Below are 20,836 nucleotides of genomic sequence, written 5' to 3' on the forward strand. Positions count from 1 at the left end.
AATTTAGTACAAATATACTAAATCGGATTGGAGTAAAACGCTAGCCCTGGTGACGGATTTTTAGCTTGATTTAACGACTTGATTTAACGACTTGATTGACGGGCAATCCAAAACCGAGAATTGATATAGTCTCTGGCCTCAATCCGTCTTGCAAAGCGCCAAAATTTAGCCCTGAGACAGAGCATTGAGAACAGTTCTGGGCGATCGCCCGTGCTACAGTCTAAGCATTACAAGCGCTGACGATGCGCGGTTTGAAACCCTTGGGTTTGGGAGCTTTTGGTCAACCATGCCGTTTCCCCGTTCTAGTGGTATTTTGCTGCACCCCACGTCGTTTCCCAGCCGCTATGGAATTGGGGATCTTGGAGACAGCGCCTATCGGTTTGTCGAGTTTTTGCAGCGCAGCGGGCAGCAGTTTTGGCAAGTGTTGCCGCTGGGGCCGACGGGGCATGGCAACTCGCCCTATATGTGCTTTTCGTCGATGGCGGGCAATCCGCTGCTGATCAGCCCCGATCGCCTCTATCACGAGGGCTGGCTGACGGATGAAGACCTGGCAAATTTGCCCAATTTTTCCGCCGAGCGAGTCGAGTATGACCGGGTGATTGAAACCAAGATGCCGCTGTTGCTGAAGGCAGCCCAGCGCTTTAAGGAACACGCCACGGTGGAGCAGCGCATGGAGTTCGATGCGTTTTGCGCCAGCCGCGCCTTCTGGCTAAATGACTATGCGCTGTTCATTGCGCTGAAGCAAGCCCAGGGCGGCATGAGCTGGCACCAGTGGGATGAGGCGATCGCCCGTCGCGATTCAGCAGCGCTGGCCGAGTGGCGGCTCAAGCTCAGCGAAGAAATCTTTCAGCACAAGTATTTGCAGTTCGAGTTTTTCCGCCAGTGGTCTACGCTGCGCGACTACGCCAATGATTTGGGCATCCGCATCATTGGTGACATCCCCATCTACGTGGCACACGATAGCGTAGACGTGTGGGCATTTCCCGAATTCTTCCATCTCGACCCAGAAACAGGCGAACCCGCGCTGATGGCCGGCGTGCCGCCCGATTATTTCAGTGAAACAGGGCAACTCTGGGGTAACCCGATTTATCACTGGGAAGCGCTAGAAAAAGCAGGCTTTGGCTGGTGGCTCCAGCGGTTTCGCGCCACGCTGGACTATGTAGATATCGTCCGCATCGACCATTTTCGGGGCTTTTGCGCTTACTGGGCCGTGCCCCAGGGCGAAGAAACTGCGATGAATGGGGAATGGATTGATGCACCGGGCACCGCATTCTTTGAAACCCTGGAAACGGAACTGGGGCATTTGCCGATTTTGGCAGAAGACCTGGGCGTGATTACGCCGGATGTAGAAGAACTGCGCGATCGCTTCGAGTTTCCCGGTATGAAAATCCTGCAATTTGCCTTTGGCGGCGGCGCAGATAATCCGTTTCTGCCGTTCAATTTTGAGCGCAACTGCGTCGTTTACACAGGCACTCATGACAACGACACCACCCAGGGCTGGTTCAGCGAACTGCCCGAATACGAGCGCGATCGCCTGATTCGCTATCTGGGCTGTGTGTCGGAAGAGGGCATCCACTGGGATCTGATTCGTCTGGGCATGGCATCGGTGGCCAACCAGGCGATTTTTCCGCTGCAAGACCTGCTGGGCCTGGGCACCGAATCTCGCATGAACTATCCTGGCAAGCCCGATGGCAACTGGGACTGGCGCTACAGAGCCGAGGTTTTGACTGAAGAACTGGGCGATCGCCTCTTGGCCCTGGTCGAACTCTATGGACGCGCCCCCAAGCCTCCCTCAAAGCAGGAGCGAGAAGCCCCGCACGATATGGAGTCTGGTCATCACGAATCTAATCGATGACCCTCATCAACTACCTTATCAACTAAAATCGCCCACCAAAGTTCAAAATTTCTAGCGCCGAATAAGCCATAGCCGCAGCGTCTGCAACACGCGCCCGCAACGTACGCCCGCAATGTAGGCATCAGGGTTGGGCCGAGCTAGTTGGTCTGTGCATTCGCAGAGGCTTGGGCACTATCTTGTCCTGGTGGGGGCGGAAAGACGACAGACTGCACGGCTCCAGGTTGACCGATGGGCTTTGCTTCCTGCTCGTTGTAGGACACCAGCACGCCACCTGCGTTGCCAGCGCGAATCCGAACTTCGCGGTCGGCTGCCCAACTGCGCTGCGTGCCTGCCTGCATCATGCCTTCAAAATCGGTGCGTCCGTCCACCATCACCCGCAGCCAGGATTGCTCCCGCAGCGTAATTTCTACGCGAACAGGCTTGGCGGGTACGGCAGGCGACGGGCTGGGAGAAGGGCTGGCGGCGATCGCCTGAGCCGCAGGAGACTGTCCGGGCTGGGCAGCGGGACTGGCAGCTGTCGGCGAGGGCGAAGCGATGAGCGAGGGGACAGGAGAGGGCTGATTCGCCGTAATCGGTGTAGTAGAGCGGCTCCAGACGTAGGACAGGCCGGCGATCGCCGCTGCAATCAGCCCCACATAAGCAACATACAGGTGCAGCGGGCGCAATTGTGCCTCCGGCGTTTCTTGCCAGGAGGGTTGAATTTCAGCATTTTGCGGCTCCAACGGGAACTCGTTTGCCAGGGCGTGCCCGTCTAGCCCCAGCGCATCCGCATAACGCCGCAAAAAGCCTCGGATATAGACCCCTTCAGGAAGCTCCTTAAAATTGCCAGATTCGATCGCGCGAATCACTCGCGGCTGAATCATCGTCCGGGCAGAAATCTGGTCGATCGAGAGCATCTGCTGCTCCCGAAGCTGGTGCAACTCATAGCCCAACTCTTCTAGCTTCAGGATTTGCTCTTGCTCTAGTGGAGAAAGACCCTTGCTCATAGCATCCAGCACCTTACGCTCCTCACTGTGACGTGACCTGTTGAGACGACATGACCTGATGAGACATGATTTTGATGATTGGTCGGCCGCACAAGCTCAGCATCATCCTCAAAAAGCCAGACTCTAAACCCCCAAAAGAGGGCCACACGGATAAGAGCATCTTACTTCAAAATCCTACGGGGCTGAAGGGGGGTTGGGGAAGTTACCAGCCTGCGCTCGGAGAAAATCTAGCTCCGCTGAAGTCAGGCTTCGATAGCGTCCAGGAGGTAAATCTCCTAGCGCAATCGGCCCAATCGCCACTCGGTGGAGCGAGATTACGGGATGCCCCAACTGCTCAGCGACACGGCGAATCTGTCGATTCCGCCCTTCATGCAAGACGATGTTCAGCAGGGTTTTGTTCGGTCGAGCATCGAGGGGCGTGATTTCGGCGGGTAGGGTTGGGCGATCGTCTAGCAGCACGCCGCCTCGCCATCGCTGCAAAGTCTCCGCGCTGGGGCGGCCAGCAACCCACACTTCGTACACCTTGGGAATGTGGTGAGACGGATGGGTGAGGGGAAAGGTCAGGGAACCGTCGTTGGTCAGCAGCAGCGCCCCAGTAGAGTTAGTATCCAGGCGGCCAACCGGATGTAGCCCGTGGCTCTGGCGCAGATGCACTGGCAACAGGTCTAGCACCGTGCGCCGTTGCTGCGGATCGTGGCAAGTGGAGACTACTCCCATCGGCTTATGCAGCAGCAGATAAAGCAGGTCTGGACGGGCTTGGGCGTTTAGCAGCTTGCCGTCTACTTCGAGGCGATCGCCCGTCAGATCCGCCACCTGACCCAATGTCGCCACCTGCCCATTCAGCCGCACCCGCCCCGCCAGGATCATTTGCTCTGCCTGGCGGCGCGAAGCAATGCCATATTGAGACAAAATTTTCTGAATCCGCTCAGCCATTCTGGCTCATGTCGATTTGCGATTTTGGATTTGCGATTTTGGGTCAGCAAGGTGTCCGCAGGGCTTCCAGCCATCTCCCCTGTGGTGCCACAGGCGGACTGATATCAGCCGCGTTATCTTGCTTGCATCATGCAACGCACGCAGCCCTCACGATCGCCGAATATTTAAGCAGCACCAGTCCTGCCTGCGCCAGAGCGTGGCAACGATCCAGCCGTTGGCCTCGAGCGAGTCGGCAATGGGCTTCACCTGATCCAGCAAGATGCCGCTGAGAACGCCCCAGGTGCTAGGTTTGGCGATCGCCCCAAAGCCAGGGATCAAGTCAAGAATCACCTCTGCCAGAATATTACACACAAACCCATCGACGGGGGCGGGCAGCATTTGGGTTAGGTGATCCAGACTGCCCAGTTCGACGATCAGGCGCTCTGGCGCAATGCCGTTTAGCTCTCGGCTGGCGTTGGTGGAGTCAATCGTCAGCGGGTCAGTGTCTACCGCGTAGGCTTGCTTTGCCCCCAGCAGCAGCGCTGCGATAGAGAGAATGCCAGAGCCGCAGCCAATGTCGGCAAGGGTGATATCCGATGGCCCCTCGATCCGCATTTCCAGAGCCTCTAGGCAAAGCTGCGTTGTGGCGTGGGCCCCCGTGCCAAAGGCAACCCCAGGGTCGAGTTGCAGCACAATGCGATCGCCCTGCGCGGGGACAGGCAGCCAGGCAGGGTTGATCAAGAGGCGATCGCCCACTTCCTGCGGATGCCAATACTGCTTCCAGCTACTCGACCAGTCTTCTTCATCAATCATCTGCCACTGTACTACAGGCACCGCCACCCCAGCACAGAGGGCATCCTGCTTCAGCCGCAGCGCCAGCGCCGACAGATCCAGCAACTCAGCTTGAGTCTGCGGCAGGTAGCCGCGCACCAGCACACCAAACTCCTTGCGTTCACTCGCCGTGCCTTTGCAGCCAAACTCCTCCAGCCGCCAAGACACCAGGTCTTCGGCTGCCGGATCGCACAGCGCTTGAATTTCCCACCAGGTGGACATAAGGGGTCAGGGTGTGGAAGCTGGCCGAAAGGCTGATTTATTGCGCCCATTGCGCCCGAAGAATCAGCCAAAACTAACGCCTCAAACCAGCGCTAAGACGTAGGCAGCGTCACCGTATAGGCATCGCGGATGCCGGGAACCTGAGTAATTTCGTCGAGAATGCCGTCTGGCAAGGGGTCGTCCAGGCTTAGCACCATCACCGCATCGCCCCGCACAATCTTGCGGCCGACCTGCATACTGGCAATATTGACGTTCAGGCTTCCCAAGAGAGAACCTAGCTTACCAATGATCCCCGGCATGTCGCGGTGCAGCGTGAACAGCATATGGCGACTGGGCGGTACGTTGATTGGGAAGTCGTCAATATTGGTGATGCGAATTTCGTTGTCGCCTAGGAGCGCACCCGTGACGGTGTGCTCGCCGTTGGGGCCGCTGGCCGACAGACGCAGAGAACCCGTGTAGTCAATCACTGCTGCATCGCGGGTTTCCACCACGCGAATGCCTCGCTCCTTGGCTTCGATGCTGGCGTTGACGTAGTTGACCCGCTCTTGCAAGGCAGTGGACAGCAGCCCTTTCAGCGCGGCCACCACAACGGGCTGGCTCTCGTTGCTGGCGAGTTCGCCTTGGAGCCGCACATTTAGCGACTCGACGCGGCCGCCCGTGAGCTGGCTGATCAGATTGCCCAAGATTTCCGCCAGTTGCAGGTAAGGGCGCAGTTTTTCCAGCAGGTCGGGCCGCAAACCCGGAATATTGACTGCCGAGCGGGCAGGCAGCCCCAGCAGCACATCGCGGATTTGCTCGGCTACGTCAATCGCCACGTTGACCTGGGCTTCTTCAGTAGACGCACCGAGGTGAGGCGTGAGAATAACTTCTTTGCCGAGGGATCGCAATGCTGACTCGCCCAGTGGTTCTGATTCGTAGACATCCAGGGCGGCTCCGGCGATTTTGCCTTCCTTGAGGGCGATCGCCAAGGCCTCTTCATCAATGATCCCACCCCGCGCGCAGTTGATAATACGAGCCGTAGGCTTCATCTTGGCCAGCGACTCAGCGTTGATCATGTGCTGGGTTTCTGGCGTTTTGGGCAGGTGCAGCGTAACATAGTCCGACTCGCGCAGCAGCAGATCCAGATCCACCAAGTGGCAGCCCATCTGCTCGGCGCGTTCGCTAGAGAGGAATGGGTCGTAGGCCAGCAGGCGCATCTCCATTGCCCGCGCCACTTTCGCCACATGGGAGCCGATCTTGCCCAGCCCAACGATCCCCAGCGTTTTTTTGTAGACCTCGACCCCTGTGAAGCTCTTGCGATCCCACTCGCCCGCCTTCACCGATTGATTAGCAGCGGGGATATGACGCGACAGGGCCAGCATCATCGCTAGGGCGTGTTCTGCTGCGGCGATGGTGTTGCCTTCGGGCGAGTTGACCACGAGGATGCCGCGACGGGTCGCCGCAGGCACATCGACATTATCCACACCCACGCCTGCACGGCCAATGATTTTGAGCTGAGTGCCTGCTTCGATGATTTCCTGAGTGACGCGCGTGCCGGAACGAATCATCAGCGCGTCGTAGTCGGGAATGATCTGTACCAGTTGGTCAGGAGACAGCCCAGTTTTCACATCGACCTGAGCAACCTGCGAGAGGATGTCAATTCCGATTTGATCAATTGGGTCGGAAACAAGAACCTTAGACATGATGATGGGCTGACAGGTTGAGAGAACAGTGTTGAGAGAACAGTGTAGACACTTTGAAAGACGAGCCAAAAGCAAACGCGAAACCGAAACCCGTACAAGGTTGTGAAGCGCTGAGGGGTGAAGGCAACCGAATGAGGCGTTCAGATGCAGTTTAGACGCAGGTTTACTCTCCTCAACGGGCGAGTTGCTCTGGTTTTGAACCCGTCATGGGCGATCGCCCCAAGGACCCCAGAATCTTTGGACGGGAAAACGCCGGGCCGGTTCGCAGTGCGCCGGAGCAGAAGAGAGTTTTCCACAGACCGAAGGTCATTTTACTGCAAAGCGGTATACCAATCGGGTTTACACCCGAAAGTTTTTGGGTTTGCCCGCTAGGGCCAGGTTCCGAGGACGAACCCACGAGTACGGCTATCCACACTCGCGGAGAAATTGCAATACCTTGAAATATTTTGTTATATTTATTTACAGATTGAAACAAGCCAACACGGGAGGCTGTTATGACGCTTCTAATTGCACTATTTGTGATCGCCTGGGTCGCCGCTTCAGTCATTGGAACCCAAGCTTATTTCCGGGGCGAACAGTCCAAGCCAATCCACGAACGAAACTGGAATTCTGAGTCTTTTGAGCAGCTTGCCGCCTCTATCACGGCGACGGAAGTAGACTACAACACGCGAGTTCCCGGTTACTTGGGGATCAGAGGTTAGATAAGGATTGGAAAGGTGGAGCAGACTTTTGTGCTGGTCGCAGTGTCTCTCCTCACTGTGCTGCTAAGGTCGAATGGGGCGATCGCTCTTTGACCAGACGCTCCGAGCTTCCAAGTTTCGTTGCAACGCACGCTTTGAGCCAGATTACCTGCGCCCTCCTATCGGGGGGCTTTTTCGTGCCCAAATCGTTGGTTAGGGCCTATGGTTAGGGCTTATGCAGTTGGACGATTTCTACCCCAGACTCCTGAATCCCAGTCGCTAAAGCGTCATGAACATTCGCCGATCGAGCGACCGAGGATCATGGCTTTCCATGAAGTGTGTCAGGTCTTCGTCGCTTTCGAGTCGCCCATCGACCAAACTGACGATGCGATCGGCAATGTCAAGGATGCGATTGTCGTGGGTCACCATCAAAATCGTGCAGTTTTGTTCCTTAGCCAACTGCTGCATCAGTTCTACAACTTCCCGCCCGCTTTTCTTGTCGAGGGCGGCGGTGGGTTCGTCTGCCAGGATCAGGGTTGGCCGGTTGACTAGGGCACGGGCGATCGCCACTCGCTGCTTTTGCCCACCAGAGAGGGCGCGGGGTTTGTAATCGACCCGTTCTCCCAGACCCAACCGGGTCAGCATGGCAACGGCTTGCTCTCGCTTGGTACGCCAGTTGGGCATTAGTTCCACTGCCATCTCTACATTCTGAGACGCAGTGAGCGAATCAAACAGGTTGTGTGCCTGAAAGATAAAGCCGATGTTGCGCCGCACCTCCACCAGTTGCCCCCGACCCATGCCCACCAGCTCACGCCCCAGCACCTTGAGGCTGCCATCTTGCACGGTTCGCAGTGCGCCGATCAGCGTCAGCAGCGTGGTTTTGCCGGAGCCGGATGGGCCGGTCATGATGACAATTTGCCCCGGCAGCAGGTCGAGGTTGATGTCGTAGAGGACCTGCTTCTGGAGTTCACCCTGGCCAAAAAAATAGTTGAGGTTGCGAATCTGAACCGTGGCGCTCGGCGAGGGTGCCATGATTGCTGTCGCGCCAGCAGCGGGGTTGGGTTCAGCCGTAGGGCGATCGCCCTCCAGGTTTTCCATCATGTAGAAACACTTGAAACTTGCCAGGAGTAGCCTCTCGGCCTAGCCCAGCTTGCTCTCCATTATCGCTACTGCAACGTCGTTTTGGAGACGATCCGAGTCTTTTTGCGATCGCTCTCCGACAGTTCCTCGCCCTCTTGCAGGCGGGTGGCGTTTTCTTGCAGCACGGTGGCAGCCGTCTGGTCGCCCATTTGCAGCGCAGTCTTGGCAGCAGATTGCAGCATGGTAGCCGCCCCAGCGCGATCGCCCTGTTGCAGTTTCTGCTCGGCAATTTGAGTCTGGCGATATTTGCCCAGTGCCAGCACATGCTGCTGTACCTGCGGGTCGGGCGCTGGCTGGAATGTGGTCACCACGTTCGCTTCAACGATCACCGGATCGCTCAGCACGCTCTCCAGATTCTGCGCCGGGTCGTCGTAGCGCACCTGCACCTGAACCAGCGGATGCCGCCCCACGGGAAGCTGCGAAGCATACAGGTTTGCCAGCACCACACGCGGCGAGTCTACCATCAGGTCGCCCAAGCGCACCGACACCTGCCCTGCTTCCTGAATCGGCTGCAATTCTACCGTTTCGGGCACTACCTGTGCCACAGGCTTTAGCTCTGCCAGCCGCACACCGGGCATCATTCTCAGCAGCAGATAGGCGTTCGTCAGCCCAACAGACTGCACCCGGCTAAACAGGCGCGTAAACTCCAGCAGCGCGTCTTCTGGAGTCTGGATATAGGTCAACGCACCGCCGCCTGCATCGGCAATCTGTTCCAAAATGTCCTGGTTCCAGTGGTCGCCAAAGCCCAGCGTATTCAGCGTCAGGTTATATTCCGCTGCCAGGTGCGCCAGCTTCAGACATCGATCGTTGTCGCCATGCTCGTTTTCGCCATCCGTCAGCAAAAACGCCTGAGAAATCGTGTCTTTTTTCGCCTTGGCCAGTTCCTCAATGCCCAGCCGCATTCCTTCGTCGATGCAGGTGCCGCCGCTGGTTTTGAGTTTGCTAATTTCGCTCTTGATGCCCACTGGGTTTTCGATCACCTGGTTGGGCACCAGCACCTTGGCCTTGTGGTCAAACACGACCACCGAAAGGCGATCGCCCGGCGACAGGCTATCCACGATTTTCAGCGCCGCCTGCTTGACGGTTTCCATTGGGCGACCGTTCATCGAGCCGCTGTGATCCAAAATCAAGCAAAGGTTCAGCGGTGCCGTGCGACCTGCCGAAGCGGCGATCGCCGACATCGAAATCGCCAACTGCCGCTGGCTGCTCACCTGCGCTACATCCAGATTGGCATCACTCAGCGACGCTTGCAGACCCACTTTCATAGCCCTAGGCTCCAGTCTAAAAAGAATGTAGAGAATGTATTAAAAACAGGCGGCATTTTCTAACGGGGTGAAGGACACGCTGCCCTAAACAGACAACGGTCTTGGAACCTCCCTCCTGCAAACCTCACTCGCTTCCAAGACACGGTTCCAAAATGCTGTATTTCTATTTTCTGCCTCTTCAATACTCCAAGGCCCCAGTTCCCAATTCCGTAAACTGCCCCAATCTTCTCACGCTTTTTCCAAATCCCTGATGGGCCAGTCATCTCGACCGCTGCGATGCCCCTCACGCTACTATGGTATTAGCGGCGTTCGTAGAAACAGCGCAGTTCATACGCTAATTCAGGCGTAAGTCCTCCCGCAAGTTCACACGCCAACTGTTTCGGCAAGCGTCCAGGCGAGTTTGATCCTATGAGTTCATCGATTAAGGCCGTTCAGTCCAACTATTACTACGGGGATGCTGCCTATCGCACACCCCCGCCCGATCTGCCCTCGCTGCTGCTCAAAGAGCGCATCATTTACCTGGGGCTGCCGCTGGTCTCGTCAGACGACCTCAAGCGCCAGTTAGGGGTCGATGTGACCAAGCTGATCATCGCGCAACTCCTCTACCTCCAGTTCGACGACCCCGAAAAGCCCATTTACTTTTACATCAACTCGACAGGCACCTCCTGGTATACCAACGATGCGATCGGCTACGAAACCGAAGCCTTTGCCATCTGCGACACCATTTCCTACGTCAAACCCCCCGTCCACACCATCTGCATTGGCCAGGCAATGGGCACGGCTGCCATGATTCTCTCAGCAGGCACGAAGGGCTTCCGCGCTAGCCTGCCCCACGCCACCATCGTGCTAAATCAGCCCCGCACGGGCATGGGCCAGGCCCAGGCAACCGACATCCAGATCCGCGCCCGCGAAGTGCTAATCAACAAGCAGGCCACTCTGGAAATTCTTTCCCGCAACACGGGTCAGCCCATCGAGAAAATTGCCAAGGACACCGACCGCATCTTTTACCTAAACCCCTACGAAGCCAAGGAATACGGGCTAATTGATCGCGTCCTCGAAAGTGCCAAGGAATTGCCAAAGCAAATTCCGGCGCTGACATAGCCGTATCAACAAGTCGCATTAAGCAAGATGATGAGACGTGCGGTGAGAATGGGAATCGCTGGTATTCCAGGACTTCCCTGCTCCCATCGCCCCGTCTAACACATCCTTGCATCCCTCCAACTCACAGTCTTTCCCATGTCTGTAGATCCCGTCCTCCGCGTTCCCTACAACATCCCTGGTAGTCCCTACTGGCAGTGGATCAACATCTACACCCGCATGAGCCAGGAGCGGATTATCTTTCTCAACCAGCCCATTACCGACGGGTTTGCCAACTCGATTATTTCAGCGCTGCTGTATCTAGACTCGCAGGATCAGAGCAAACCGATTTACTTCTACATCAACTCGCTGGGCGATCCGCTGATGGCAGGCATGGGGTCGATGGCAATTGGCATGATGTCGATTAATGCTGGACTTGCCATCTACGACACGATGCAGCACATCAAGGCACCCATTCTCACCATTTGTATGGGTCAGTGTTTTGGCATGGCGACGGTGCTGCTGTCGGCGGGCACGAAGGGCAAACGCGCCAGCCTGCCGCATACTATGATTGCCCTCGCTCATCCCCAAAGCGGCTCTCGTGGCCAGGCAACCGACATCGAGATTAATGCAAAGGAAGTGCTGAACAAGCAGCGTATCGTCGTAGAACTGCTCTCGGAAACCACCGGACAGCCTTTTGAGCGCATTCATGAGGACATGGATCGGACGTTTTATCTAACGCCGACTCAAGCGAAAGAGTACGGACTAATCGACCTCGTACTAGAAAGCCCGAAGTTGGCAGAGGTAGGCGCTAGGGGTTAGGGGAGTTAGACAGTATTCTCTCTAATCCTCGAACTCCCCACTCCGGCACTCCAAGCCCTTATCCTCCAAGTTCTTATTACTCACCTTTCATCCCTTCAAAGACCTATGCCGATTGGAATTCCTAGCGTCCCCTATCGCCTCCCTGGCAGTTCTTTTGAGCAGTGGATCAGCATCTACGAGCGGCTGTTTCGGGAGCGGATTATTTTTCTAGCAGAAGAGGTAGACGACGGCATTGCAAATGCGATTGTCGCCTATATGCTTTATCTCGATTCGGACGACAACACGAAGCCCATTTATCTTTATATCAATTCACCGGGCGGCTCGGTGACAGCAGGCATGGCGATCTACGACACCATGCAGCACATCAAGTCGGAAGTGGTGACGATTTGCGTGGGGCTGGCGGCCTCGATGGGCGCGTTTTTGCTGACGGCGGGCGCAAAAGGCAAGCGACTGGCGCTGCCCCATGCGCGGATCATGATTCACCAGCCCTTGGGCGGAACGGGTCGTCGTCAGGCCACCGATATCGACATCGAAGCGCGGCAGATTTTGCGGGTGCGCCAGGAACTCAATGAGATGATGGCGCTGCACACGGGCAAGACGGTGGAACAGATTGAAAAAGACACCGATCGCGACTACTTTATGTCGGCGCAAGAGGCGGTGGAATACGGCTTAATTGACCGAGTGATTACGGATGCGAGCGCTCAAAGTTGAGATTTGAATCATTCAAATTGAAATTTCTAGGAGCGAACGATTACACTTGGAACGCTAAGTGTGAAACGCCTAGTGTGAAACGCCTAGTGTGAAACCCTAAGTGTGAAACGCTGAGTGTGGAACGCTAACGTGGAACGCTTGAGGCGATCGCCCGGTTGATGAGCCTTGTTGATGAACCTTGCTGAGTGCTATCGGATTTTGGGACTGAGAAGCAGCGCCACCTACGAGGAGATCAAATCTTCCTATCGGCGGCTGGCGCGGCGATATCATCCCGACCTAAATCCGGGCAGCGCTCAGCAGGCAGAGCAGTTTATCCAGGTGAATGCGGCCTATCGGCGGCTGATGGAGTTGGTGCGACCAGCGGGCATGGGCGATCGCCCTCTGCCTTCCCCTGCCCCGCCGCGACCCGCACCAAGCGCAGCCGATGCTTCCCCATCCACAGCCTCGCCAAAAGCCACATCGCCCTCCTCCGCCCAAAAAGCCCAGACCCAGCGGAGTCCCACCGCACAGTCCGGCTCTGGCATTCGCAAGCGCCCGCCGATTCAGCGCAGCCCGGATGCCTCGCCGACGGATCATCAGCTCAAAGAGCATGTCTATAGCCGCCTCCAGCAGTTGCTGCGGCAGCAGCGCTATCCCCGCGCTGTCGCGCTGGTCGAAGGGCTTGCCCAGCGGTTGCCCAACGACCTAGAGGTGCGCCAATGGCTGGCGATCGCCTATCAGCGCTGGGGTCGCCACTTGGTAGACCTGAAGCAGCCCGAAAAAGCCCGCACCTACCTCAACAAGGCCCTCCGCACCGACCCGCGCAATCGCGCCCTCTGGTTCGAGGTTGACCGCGACCTGCGCCGACTAGACGGCATCGAGATTTTGTAATGTTTGTGCCCTAATATCTGTCCCGTCTGCTCTCTTAATCTGCCCTCTTAAAGGGCGCTACAGAAACAGAAATAGAGCCGCAGAGGAAACTGCTAGACTCCCTACGCACTCCCGGCCTGGCTACCCAAAATCGCTAATCCAAAATCGCCAATCTAAAACCCAAAATTGACTAAGGCGTTGCCTTCAGCACCGTGCGCTCGGCAGGGTCAAGGGTGAATTCCAGCGGAATGCGGTCTTCGTAGGCTTTGACAACCTGGCGATAGACCTCGTAGCGCGTGGGCAGCGTGCGGTTGTCTTCGCCGGGACGACGGAAGGTAATGGTGTAGTTAACGGTTTTGTTGAGTCGCGGTGTGCCAGGACGCTCTTGGCGCTGCTGGCGGGCTTCAATGTCATCAATCGTCGGCTTGGGGGGCAGGGCGGGCCACCAGAGTCCCTTGTCGTCGGGGCCGGTGACTGCGCCCTCTGGTTTCTGACCGTTGCGATTTTCTAGCGAGGTGGAGGCAAATTCTTCAATTCGGGGCGGCCGTTCGCCCGGTCGGTTCGCGCCCTCGTATTCCACCAGCCAGGTGTAGGTCGTCGTGGCGGTAGCCTGATACTGGGTAGAGATAGGCGTTTCGCAGCCGCTAATTGCCAGAATGGGCAGGCTGGCCAGCAGGAGCGCCACACGCTGCCAGGGGCGGCTTGCAGAACGGTTGTGCGGGAAGGGCGATCGCAGAGATTGGGTCATAGCGCGTTCTATCCAGGAATTTATACAAGCGGTTGCTATCGCTTTCAATATTTTAATTTTGTTCGCTCCCAGCAGTGGGGAAATCCCAGCCCTAGACACTTTTCGCAAAGTCACAGCCATAGCTCTAATCAATTTTTTAGCACTAGGATTTCTCAGCGCCAGAATTTCTCAGTACCCAGTTGCCAAAAGTCCAAAGGTTTTGGAAAGGGCGATCGCCCCGCTTCAAACTACTAGAAAAAGTGCTATCCAAATGCAGATAGGACAGGCTGAGCAAAAGTTGATCCGCCCTGGAAAAATGGCGCTATAGTCAATAGGCGAAAACGCTCTCAAGCGACTTTCAGCCTCATTTTTTGACAATCAATGGACTTTTAATCAGCCTCTACCCTGCTGCTCAGGTCAGCACTTTTAAGGGCGCTCCTGCCCATTTTTCACGCACCCCAAGGATGTTTGAATGGCAACACCAATTACAGGCGATTCTCAAAACAACCGTTTAGAAGGCACTTCTGGTAACGACATCATTTTTGGCGGCGCGGGAAACGATACCTTGTTGGGCTTGGGCGGCGATGATCGGCTGTTTGGCGAAGCGGGAGACGATCGATTAGAAGGTGGAATTGGCAGTGATTTCCTCAGTGGCGGCGAAGGAAACGATCAACTAGACGGCGGCGCGGGCGACGATACGCTGGACGGCGGTGCAGGGAACGACACGCTCACCGGGGGAGCCGGGAACAACACTTACGTAATTGATGCACCGGGCGATCGCATCGTTCAGAGCAACAACCAAACCGTGACCACCGTCCGATCGTTCATCACCTTTAACCTCAGTTCTCTAGGGCTGTCGGCGGGTTTTCAAAACCTGGTTCTGTTGGGCAATGCCGACATCAACGGCACTGGCAACAATGGAGACAACGTACTGGTAGGCAATCGTGGCAGCAACGTGCTGCGGGGCCTGGCAGGAGACGACCGCATCTCTGGCGGGCCAGGCGGGAACGACCTGCTGGATGGCGGCGCGGGCAACGATATTTTGGTCGGCAACGCAGGCAACAACACCTTCGTGATCGACAGTCCGGGCGATCGCATTTTGGGCGCAGGACGCGGTATTGACACGGTTGAGTCCTCAGTAGACTATGCGCTGGTGCGGGGGCTGGAGAACTGCAATCTGCGGGGCGATGCGCGGATCTGCGTCGGCAATCGGCTCAACAACGCGCTGACGGGCAACCGCAACGACAACACCCTCGTCGGTGGCGCTGGCGCAGATACGCTGCTGGGCAACGACGGCAACGACACCCTCAGCGGCGGCCAGGGCGACGACGACCTCACGGGCGGCCGGGGCAACGACACGCTAACCGGGGGAGAAGGGCGCGATTTGTTCTACTACCGGAGCGATCGCAGCTTTAGAACCAGCGACTTTGGGCGCGATACCATTACCGATTTTCGCGGCACAGACAGCATTGTCCTATCGCGGCGCACCTTCGGACTCCGCAGCAGTCGCGGCTTTGGGTTTAGCCAAGACAGCGAATTTGCCGTAGTGGCGAATAATCGTCTGGCCGCCAGCAGCAGCGCCCGCATCGTCTACAGCACCGGGTCGCGCACGCTGTTTCTCAACGCCAACGGCAGCAGCAGCGGCTTTGGCTCCTCCAGCAGCAGCGGTGCGTTTATCACGTTTAGCAGCAACACTAACCTCAGTGCCCTCAGCTTCCTGATTGTTTAGACCTGCCGATTAAACCCTCCTGGTCTGCTATCTACCCTCCGGCTGACAACCTCTGCCTAGAGATTGGGGTTATCATAGAAGGCATTGTTGATATTTCTTAACACTGGATGGTTGAGTCCTCCGCTGGCTTGGGGCAGGCCAAGGCAAACCTCACGGAATTCATCACCGAGAAGGTGCTATTTGGCAATCGCCCAACGCCTGAACTGGTTGCGATTCTGCTGGTCTACTTTGTGCAGGGCATTTTGGGTCTGGCACGGCTGGCGGTCAGCTTTTTCCTGAAGGATGACCTGGCGCTGAGTCCGGCACAGGTGTCGGCGCTGCTGGGCGTGGCCGCCATCCCCTGGATGATTAAGCCGCTGTTTGGCTTTATGTCTGACGGGCTGCCGATTTTTGGCTATCGTCGCCGTCCGTACCTGATCTTGTCAGGCGTGCTGGGGGCGATCGCCTGGGTGGCTATGTCTACAGTCGTCCATAGTGCCTGGGCGGCCACACTGGCGATCGCGCTCAGTTCGTTGGCGATCGCCGTCAGCGATGTGATTGTGGACTCGCTAGTCGTTGAGCGGGCCCGCCTGGAATCCAGTAAAGCGTCTGGTTCGCTGCAATCGATTTGCTGGGGCGCGTCGGCCCTGGGCGGGCTGATTACGGCCTATCTCAGCGGCTTTTTGCTGGAGCGGTTTTCGGTGCAGACCGTGTTTGCCATTACTGCCACCTTCCCGCTGATCGTGTCGCTGGTGGCAGGGCTAATTGCTGAATCGCCCATCACCCAGCCCACCGACTGGTCAGTGATGCGATCGCAGGTCAAGGATTTGCGGGCTGCCATTTCGCAAAAGTCCATCTGGCTGCCCACGGCGTTCCTCTTCCTCTGGCAGGCCACACCCACCGCCGAATCCGCCTTTTTCTTTTTCACCACCAACGACCTCGGCTTTACGCCAGAGTTTCTCGGTCGCGTCCGCCTGGTCACCAGCCTCGCCTCGCTGCTGGGCATCTGGATGTTTCAGCGGTTCTTTCGCACCGTGCCTTTCCGCACCTTTTTCGGCTGGACGATTGTCGTCTCGACGCTGCTGGGCATGACAATGCTCATCCTCGTAACCCACACCAACCGGGCGATCGGCATCGACGACCACTGGTTTAGCCTGGGCGACAGCCTCATCCTGACGGTGATGGGACAAATTGCCTATATGCCTGTGCTAATTTTGGCCGCCCGCCTCTGCCCGCCCGGTGTAGAAGCAACACTCTTCGCCCTGCTGATGTCCGTCACCAACCTGGCTGCACTGGTGTCTTACGAACTGGGCGCAGGGCTGATGCACTGGCTCGGTGTCACCGAAGACAACTTCTCGAACCTGTGGCTGCTGGTCATCATCACCAACCTCAGCACTCTGCTGCCGCTGCCCTTCCTGGGCTGGCTTCCCGGCCAAGAGGATGAAACGCTGGAAATCCACACCCCCACGCCGCGAGTGACGCAGCCCGTTGTAGAGGTTAATGAAGGCGTTGGAGTGGCAGAGTAATGGATTGCCCCAGTGACAGGTCAACGCGGCGATAGAGATTTAGCAGCGGCCCAACGATTGAATTTTTCTTGATCCACCTGCTCTAGCCCTCCCCGATCTCCAGCGTCTTCCCACTTCCAAAACTACTTATGCAAACCCAGCCTCTACCCATCCCTCGCCCGTACAATCGAAAAGACTGGCAGACAGGCTATCGCTCATTAGAGCAAGAGTTTGACTATGCCATTACGGACGTAGAGGGTGAAATTCCTCTAGCACTGGAGGGAACGCTGTTTCGCAATGGGCCGGGGCGGCTGGAATTGGGCGGGCAGCGCTATCGGCATCCGTTTGATGGAGATGGCATGGTGTGTGCGATCGCCCTCCGCAACGGTCGCGCCCATTTTCGCAATCGCTTTGTCCGCACCGAGGGATTTGTCGCAGAGCAGCAGGCGCAGAAAATTCTCTATCGCGGCGTATTTGGCACGCAAAAGCCGGGTGGCGTGCTGGCAAACGCCTTTGACCTGCGCCGCAAAAATATTGCCAATACCAACGTGATTTATTGGGGCGGCAAGCTGTTGGCATTGTGGGAAGCGGCCGAACCCTATCGCCTCGACCCGCACACCCTGGAAACGCTGGGCACTGATGACCTGAATGGCGGCCTGAAGCCGGGTGAAGCGTTCGCGGCGCATCCCTGGGTTGACCCCGCTAGCGAACTCGACGGCGGCGCACCCTGCTTGGTGAATTTTTCCATTAGCCCCGGACTTTCGACGCGAATTACAGTCTATGAGCTAAATCTGGCAGGCAACGTGGTGCGCCGCTACAGCCATTCGGTGCCCGGTTTCGCGTTTATTCACGATTTTGTGATTACGCCGCACTACTGCATCTTTTTCCAGAATGCGGTGTCGTTTAACCCGCTGCCGTTTGTGTTGGGGCAAAAGGGCGCGGGCGAGTGCGTTGAGTTTCATCCCGAAAAGCCCACGCAGGCGGTGATCATTTCTCGCCAGGGCAGCCATGAAAAGCAGGTGATTTCGGTCAACTCAGGCTTCGTGTTTCACCATGTGAATGCCTTTGAGGACGGCAAAACGCTGGTGGTGGACTCCATCAGCTACGATTCGTTGCCGACGCTGGAACCAGGGCAGGACTATCGTGAGGTAGATTTTGAGGCGCTGGCTCCAGGACAACTCTGGCGCTTTCGCTTCGACCTGGCGGCGGGTTCTGTGGCTCAGCAAAAGCTCGACGAGCGCTGCGTCGAGTTTCCGGTGGTGCATCCCGACCGGGTGGGACGCAACTATCGCTATCTGTTTGTCGGCGCAGCCCATGAGCCGACGGGCAACGCGCCGCTGCAAGGCGTGCTGAAGGTGGATTTGCAGACGGGCGATCGCCAGCTTTGGAGCGCTGCGCCCTACGGCTATGGCAGCGAACCCATCTTTGTGCCGCGGCCTGGGGCCACCGCTGAGGATGATGGCTGGGTGCTGGTGCTGATCTACAACGCCGAGCGGCAAAAGTCGGAACTGGTGATTTTGGATGGGCAGGATTTAGCAAAGGGGGCGATCGCCACGCTGCGGTTGCGGCATCACGTTCCCTATGGGCTGCACGGCAGCTTTGCGACCGAATACTTTGGCGACCTTTGACTTTTGGCGACCCTTGACAAATAACGCATCGAGCAAAGGCCGTCGAGCGCCTGAAGCCCATGACTCGCATTTAGCCCTGAGCCGATTTGCCCGCTAGAAAAAATCCGAGAACGCTTCCAGTGCCTCTTCTTCTAGCACGGGGCCGATGACTTCGACCGGGCGCTTACCGTGTTTTAGCACTTCTTCGGCGCTAAGCGGCAGTTGGTAGGGCGACTCGCCCTGAGTTTTGTAGAGGCGATCGCTGCTGAGGGCATACATCAGCCGCCCCACGCCGCTCCAAAACACGGCTCCGGCGCACATGGGGCAGGGTTCGGTGCTGGCGTAGAGGGTACATTGCTCCAGCGCCTCCAGGCTGAGGCTTTTGTCCATTTGCCGCAGCAGGTTGGTTTCGGCGTGCCCGGTGCAGTCGTGGTCGGTGATTTGGGTGTTTTCGGCTTCTGCCAGGATTTGCCCCGACGGGTTCGCCAGCACCGCGCCAAAGGGTCGGTTGCCTGACTCGCGGGCGCTATGAGACAGGGCGATCGCCCGCCGCAACATGACTAGATCCTGTTCACTTATATTCTGCATTTCATTCTGCATTTCGGTCACTCCTCGGTCACACCGCAATCGATACGTCCCTCATCATCTCACCCCACGACTTCACCCTTGCGCTGGTGTCTGGCTTTGTCCTGTGGGTGGTTTGGGAAAGCCGTTGGGAATCTCGAAGCGATCGCCCGTGCGGCAATATTCATAGCCTGCCATCCGGCCGATCGCGCCCAGTTTGTCAGAATCAATCCGGTTGCGATCGCCCAGCACCTCGTCTCGCACAAACAGATGCACCACCTGCCCAATCACCACATGAAACTGGCCCACCGGGACAATTTGCAGCGTGCGGCATTCAAACGCCACGGGCGACTCCGCCACGCGGGGCGGCTTCACGACCTTGCTGGGCGCAGGCGACAGGTTCACATAGTCAAACTCGGACTCGCCGTAGGGCAGCGGCTCGGCGCACTCCGCCACCTGATGCGCGTAGGATTCGATCGCCAGGTTGATGACATATTCTCCGGTGCCGCCTTCGCTAGGCGGGCGCACGTTCCGCAGCGTGTCTTTTTCGCTGCCGTCGGGCTTCAGGCTGACGCTAAACATCAGCGCCAGGGGAATATGCCCCACTGCGTTGAAATAGGAAAACGGCGCAAGATTGGCCACGCCCTGGGGCGATAGGCTGGAGACGAAGGCGATCGGACGGGGCACCACGCTGCCGATCAGCAGCTTGTAGCGCAGCGACGGTTCCAGCAACTCTGGATCAATTTCCATAGAGGGTTAGTTTAGAAATTACAGGGGATGGCATGAATTCTGACATGATTCGCGAATGCATCCTGAAACAAGTGCAACAGCGCGGGCCCGACAAGAGCATTTGCCCGTCGGAAGTGGCGCGATCGCTCGGTGGCGAAACCTGGCGATCGCTGATGCCGCTGGTGCGCGAGGTGGGGGCAGACCTGGCGAAATCTGGGGCGATCGTGGTAACGCAAAAGGGCGTGCCCGTTGACCCCCAGACTGCCAAAGGACCAATTCGGTTTCAGCAGGCCAGAACTTGGGGCAATTAAGGAAATCTCGTAAACTCTACTCCCCTTTACGCCGTCACTCTCTCCTCAAGTCCCCACCTCTTCCACCGGGCGAAACCGCAGCGCCGACCAGGTTTCGTCAATGGCAACCTGGGCAACCCCTTTTAGCCCTGCCTAGGTCACTGCGTCCCAGCCCACGTCGCGGGTAATGTCTGTTTTCACGCCGGCAAGTTTTTGGGCAAGGATGCGGGTCATCTTGCCGTTCCTCCTGTGATCTCTATCACGCGATCGCCTCAGTTTGGTCACGTCTGACAACCGGATGGGTCACTTTATCTTACGGGTAGAATCACGCGATCGCCCCCCGCTCTATCACTTCCCAAATCCGAGAAATCCCCGATATTTAAGACATCCTGAATCGCTTTACGTTCCTGAAAACGTCACTTTTCCTTAGAGCCTCTCACTAACCATGTTTCCGTCTATGAGCCTGCTTCCCGGTGCGATCGCTGAACTCTTTGCCCAAGCTAGTGTAACGGGCGTGTTGACGCTGGCAGATCGCTACGGTCTTCTCGCCGCAATTCTAGAAGATTCATTGAGCGAAGAGGAACGCCACGCCATCAACCGGGTTCTTCGCGCGGTGTGCCGCGGTCATGTCCAGATTGTGGATGAACTGTCTGTGATACTTTAGGGCTGGATAT

General features: G+C 57.2%; 22 protein-coding genes. 11 read left to right on the forward strand and 11 right to left on the reverse strand.

Annotation, left to right across the window (positions count from 1 at the left end):
* Positions 1–286: 286 nt before the first annotated feature.
* Positions 287–1,855, forward strand: coding sequence for a 4-alpha-glucanotransferase (gene malQ / locus IGS16_RS21950; protein ID WP_297089273.1), 1,569 nt, complete (start codon positions 287–289; stop codon positions 1,853–1,855).
* Between the two features lie 137 nt (positions 1,856–1,992).
* Here the strand turns inward: malQ and IGS16_RS21955 are convergent, their stop codons facing one another.
* From IGS16_RS21955 to IGS16_RS21975, 5 genes are all read right to left on the reverse strand, one after another.
* A complete protein-coding gene (locus IGS16_RS21955) occupies positions 1,993–2,841 on the reverse strand; it encodes a helix-turn-helix domain-containing protein (RefSeq protein ID WP_297089181.1) in 849 nt (282 codons plus the stop codon).
* A gap of 174 nt (positions 2,842–3,015) precedes the next feature.
* A complete protein-coding gene (locus IGS16_RS21960; RefSeq protein WP_297089183.1) occupies positions 3,016–3,774 on the reverse strand; it encodes a pseudouridine synthase in 759 nt (252 codons plus the stop codon).
* Between the two features lie 147 nt (positions 3,775–3,921).
* Entirely contained in the window at positions 3,922–4,806 is an 885-nt protein-coding gene (gene prmA / locus IGS16_RS21965) for a 50S ribosomal protein L11 methyltransferase (protein ID WP_297089185.1), read from the reverse strand.
* Between the two features lie 92 nt (positions 4,807–4,898).
* A complete protein-coding gene (gene serA, locus IGS16_RS21970) occupies positions 4,899–6,488 on the reverse strand; it encodes a phosphoglycerate dehydrogenase (protein ID WP_297089187.1) in 1,590 nt (529 codons plus the stop codon).
* A 172-nt stretch (positions 6,489–6,660) separates the two neighbouring features.
* Positions 6,661–6,798, reverse strand: coding sequence for a hypothetical protein (locus tag IGS16_RS21975; RefSeq protein ID WP_156435393.1), 138 nt, complete (start codon positions 6,796–6,798; stop codon positions 6,661–6,663).
* Between the two features lie 184 nt (positions 6,799–6,982).
* Here IGS16_RS21975 and IGS16_RS21980 point away from each other — a divergent pair, with 184 nt between their 5' ends.
* Entirely contained in the window at positions 6,983–7,189 is a 207-nt protein-coding gene (locus IGS16_RS21980; RefSeq protein WP_297089189.1) for a hypothetical protein, read from the forward strand.
* Positions 7,190–7,447: 258 nt separating this feature from the next.
* On the opposite strand, the gene IGS16_RS21985 is transcribed toward IGS16_RS21980, so the two are convergent.
* Both IGS16_RS21985 and IGS16_RS21990 read right to left on the reverse strand, forming a co-directional pair.
* Positions 7,448–8,200: a DevA family ABC transporter ATP-binding protein gene (locus tag IGS16_RS21985; protein WP_297089276.1), complete on the reverse strand. Its 753-nt coding sequence runs from the start codon at positions 8,198–8,200 to the stop codon at positions 7,448–7,450.
* A gap of 134 nt (positions 8,201–8,334) precedes the next feature.
* On the reverse strand, positions 8,335–9,573 hold the full coding sequence (locus IGS16_RS21990; protein ID WP_297089191.1) for a VWA domain-containing protein: 1,239 nt from the start codon (positions 9,571–9,573) through the stop codon (positions 8,335–8,337).
* Between the two features lie 408 nt (positions 9,574–9,981).
* Here IGS16_RS21990 and IGS16_RS21995 point away from each other — a divergent pair, with 408 nt between their 5' ends.
* From IGS16_RS21995 to IGS16_RS22010, 4 genes are all read left to right on the forward strand, one after another.
* Positions 9,982–10,674 (forward strand): ATP-dependent Clp protease proteolytic subunit, encoded by a 693-nt coding sequence (locus IGS16_RS21995; protein ID WP_297080083.1) that lies wholly within the window; start codon positions 9,982–9,984, stop codon positions 10,672–10,674.
* A 135-nt stretch (positions 10,675–10,809) separates the two neighbouring features.
* Positions 10,810–11,472 carry an ATP-dependent Clp protease proteolytic subunit gene (locus tag IGS16_RS22000; protein WP_297089193.1) on the forward strand — a complete coding sequence of 221 codons (663 nt, stop codon included), beginning with the start codon at positions 10,810–10,812 and terminating at the stop codon, positions 11,470–11,472.
* A gap of 105 nt (positions 11,473–11,577) precedes the next feature.
* Positions 11,578–12,183: an ATP-dependent Clp protease proteolytic subunit gene (locus IGS16_RS22005; protein ID WP_297089195.1), complete on the forward strand. Its 606-nt coding sequence runs from the start codon at positions 11,578–11,580 to the stop codon at positions 12,181–12,183.
* Positions 12,184–12,354: 171 nt separating this feature from the next.
* Complete coding sequence (locus IGS16_RS22010) at positions 12,355–13,053, forward strand: DnaJ domain-containing protein (RefSeq protein WP_297089197.1); 699 nt, start codon at positions 12,355–12,357, stop codon at positions 13,051–13,053.
* 169 nt (positions 13,054–13,222) lie between these two features.
* Here IGS16_RS22010 and IGS16_RS22015 read toward each other — a convergent pair whose 3' ends face one another.
* Complete coding sequence (locus tag IGS16_RS22015; protein WP_297089199.1) at positions 13,223–13,780, reverse strand: hypothetical protein; 558 nt, start codon at positions 13,778–13,780, stop codon at positions 13,223–13,225.
* 451 nt (positions 13,781–14,231) lie between these two features.
* Between IGS16_RS22015 and IGS16_RS22020 the strand changes: the two genes are divergently transcribed.
* The 3 genes from IGS16_RS22020 (at position 14,232) to IGS16_RS22030 (ending at position 18,600) form a co-directional block, all read left to right on the forward strand.
* Positions 14,232–15,488 (forward strand): calcium-binding protein, encoded by a 1,257-nt coding sequence (locus IGS16_RS22020; RefSeq protein ID WP_297089201.1) that lies wholly within the window; start codon positions 14,232–14,234, stop codon positions 15,486–15,488.
* A gap of 107 nt (positions 15,489–15,595) precedes the next feature.
* Positions 15,596–16,993: a folate/biopterin family MFS transporter gene (locus IGS16_RS22025; RefSeq protein ID WP_297089204.1), complete on the forward strand. Its 1,398-nt coding sequence runs from the start codon at positions 15,596–15,598 to the stop codon at positions 16,991–16,993.
* A gap of 128 nt (positions 16,994–17,121) precedes the next feature.
* Positions 17,122–18,600, forward strand: a complete 1,479-nt coding sequence (locus IGS16_RS22030; protein WP_297089206.1) for a carotenoid oxygenase family protein — start codon at positions 17,122–17,124, stop codon at positions 18,598–18,600.
* Positions 18,601–18,693: 93 nt separating this feature from the next.
* Here IGS16_RS22030 and IGS16_RS22035 read toward each other — a convergent pair whose 3' ends face one another.
* Together IGS16_RS22035 and IGS16_RS22040 are read right to left on the reverse strand one after the other, a co-directional pair.
* A complete protein-coding gene (locus IGS16_RS22035; RefSeq protein WP_297089208.1) occupies positions 18,694–19,167 on the reverse strand; it encodes a nucleoside deaminase in 474 nt (157 codons plus the stop codon).
* A gap of 72 nt (positions 19,168–19,239) precedes the next feature.
* Complete coding sequence (locus tag IGS16_RS22040) at positions 19,240–19,893, reverse strand: flavin reductase family protein (protein ID WP_297089210.1); 654 nt, start codon at positions 19,891–19,893, stop codon at positions 19,240–19,242.
* Positions 19,894–19,925: 32 nt separating this feature from the next.
* On the opposite strand from IGS16_RS22040, the gene IGS16_RS22045 reads away from it, so the two are divergent.
* Positions 19,926–20,183 carry a DUF3253 domain-containing protein gene (locus IGS16_RS22045; RefSeq protein ID WP_297089212.1) on the forward strand — a complete coding sequence of 86 codons (258 nt, stop codon included), beginning with the start codon at positions 19,926–19,928 and terminating at the stop codon, positions 20,181–20,183.
* A gap of 132 nt (positions 20,184–20,315) precedes the next feature.
* On the opposite strand, the gene IGS16_RS22050 is transcribed toward IGS16_RS22045, so the two are convergent.
* Entirely contained in the window at positions 20,316–20,447 is a 132-nt protein-coding gene (locus IGS16_RS22050) for a hypothetical protein (protein WP_297089214.1), read from the reverse strand.
* Positions 20,448–20,607: 160 nt separating this feature from the next.
* On the opposite strand from IGS16_RS22050, the gene IGS16_RS22055 reads away from it, so the two are divergent.
* Complete coding sequence (locus tag IGS16_RS22055; RefSeq protein WP_068512122.1) at positions 20,608–20,826, forward strand: hypothetical protein; 219 nt, start codon at positions 20,608–20,610, stop codon at positions 20,824–20,826.
* Positions 20,827–20,836 lie beyond the last annotated feature (10 nt).

Source organism: Thermoleptolyngbya sp. C42_A2020_037, from assembly GCF_015272455.1.
GTDB lineage: Bacteria > Cyanobacteriota > Cyanobacteriia > Elainellales > Elainellaceae > Thermoleptolyngbya.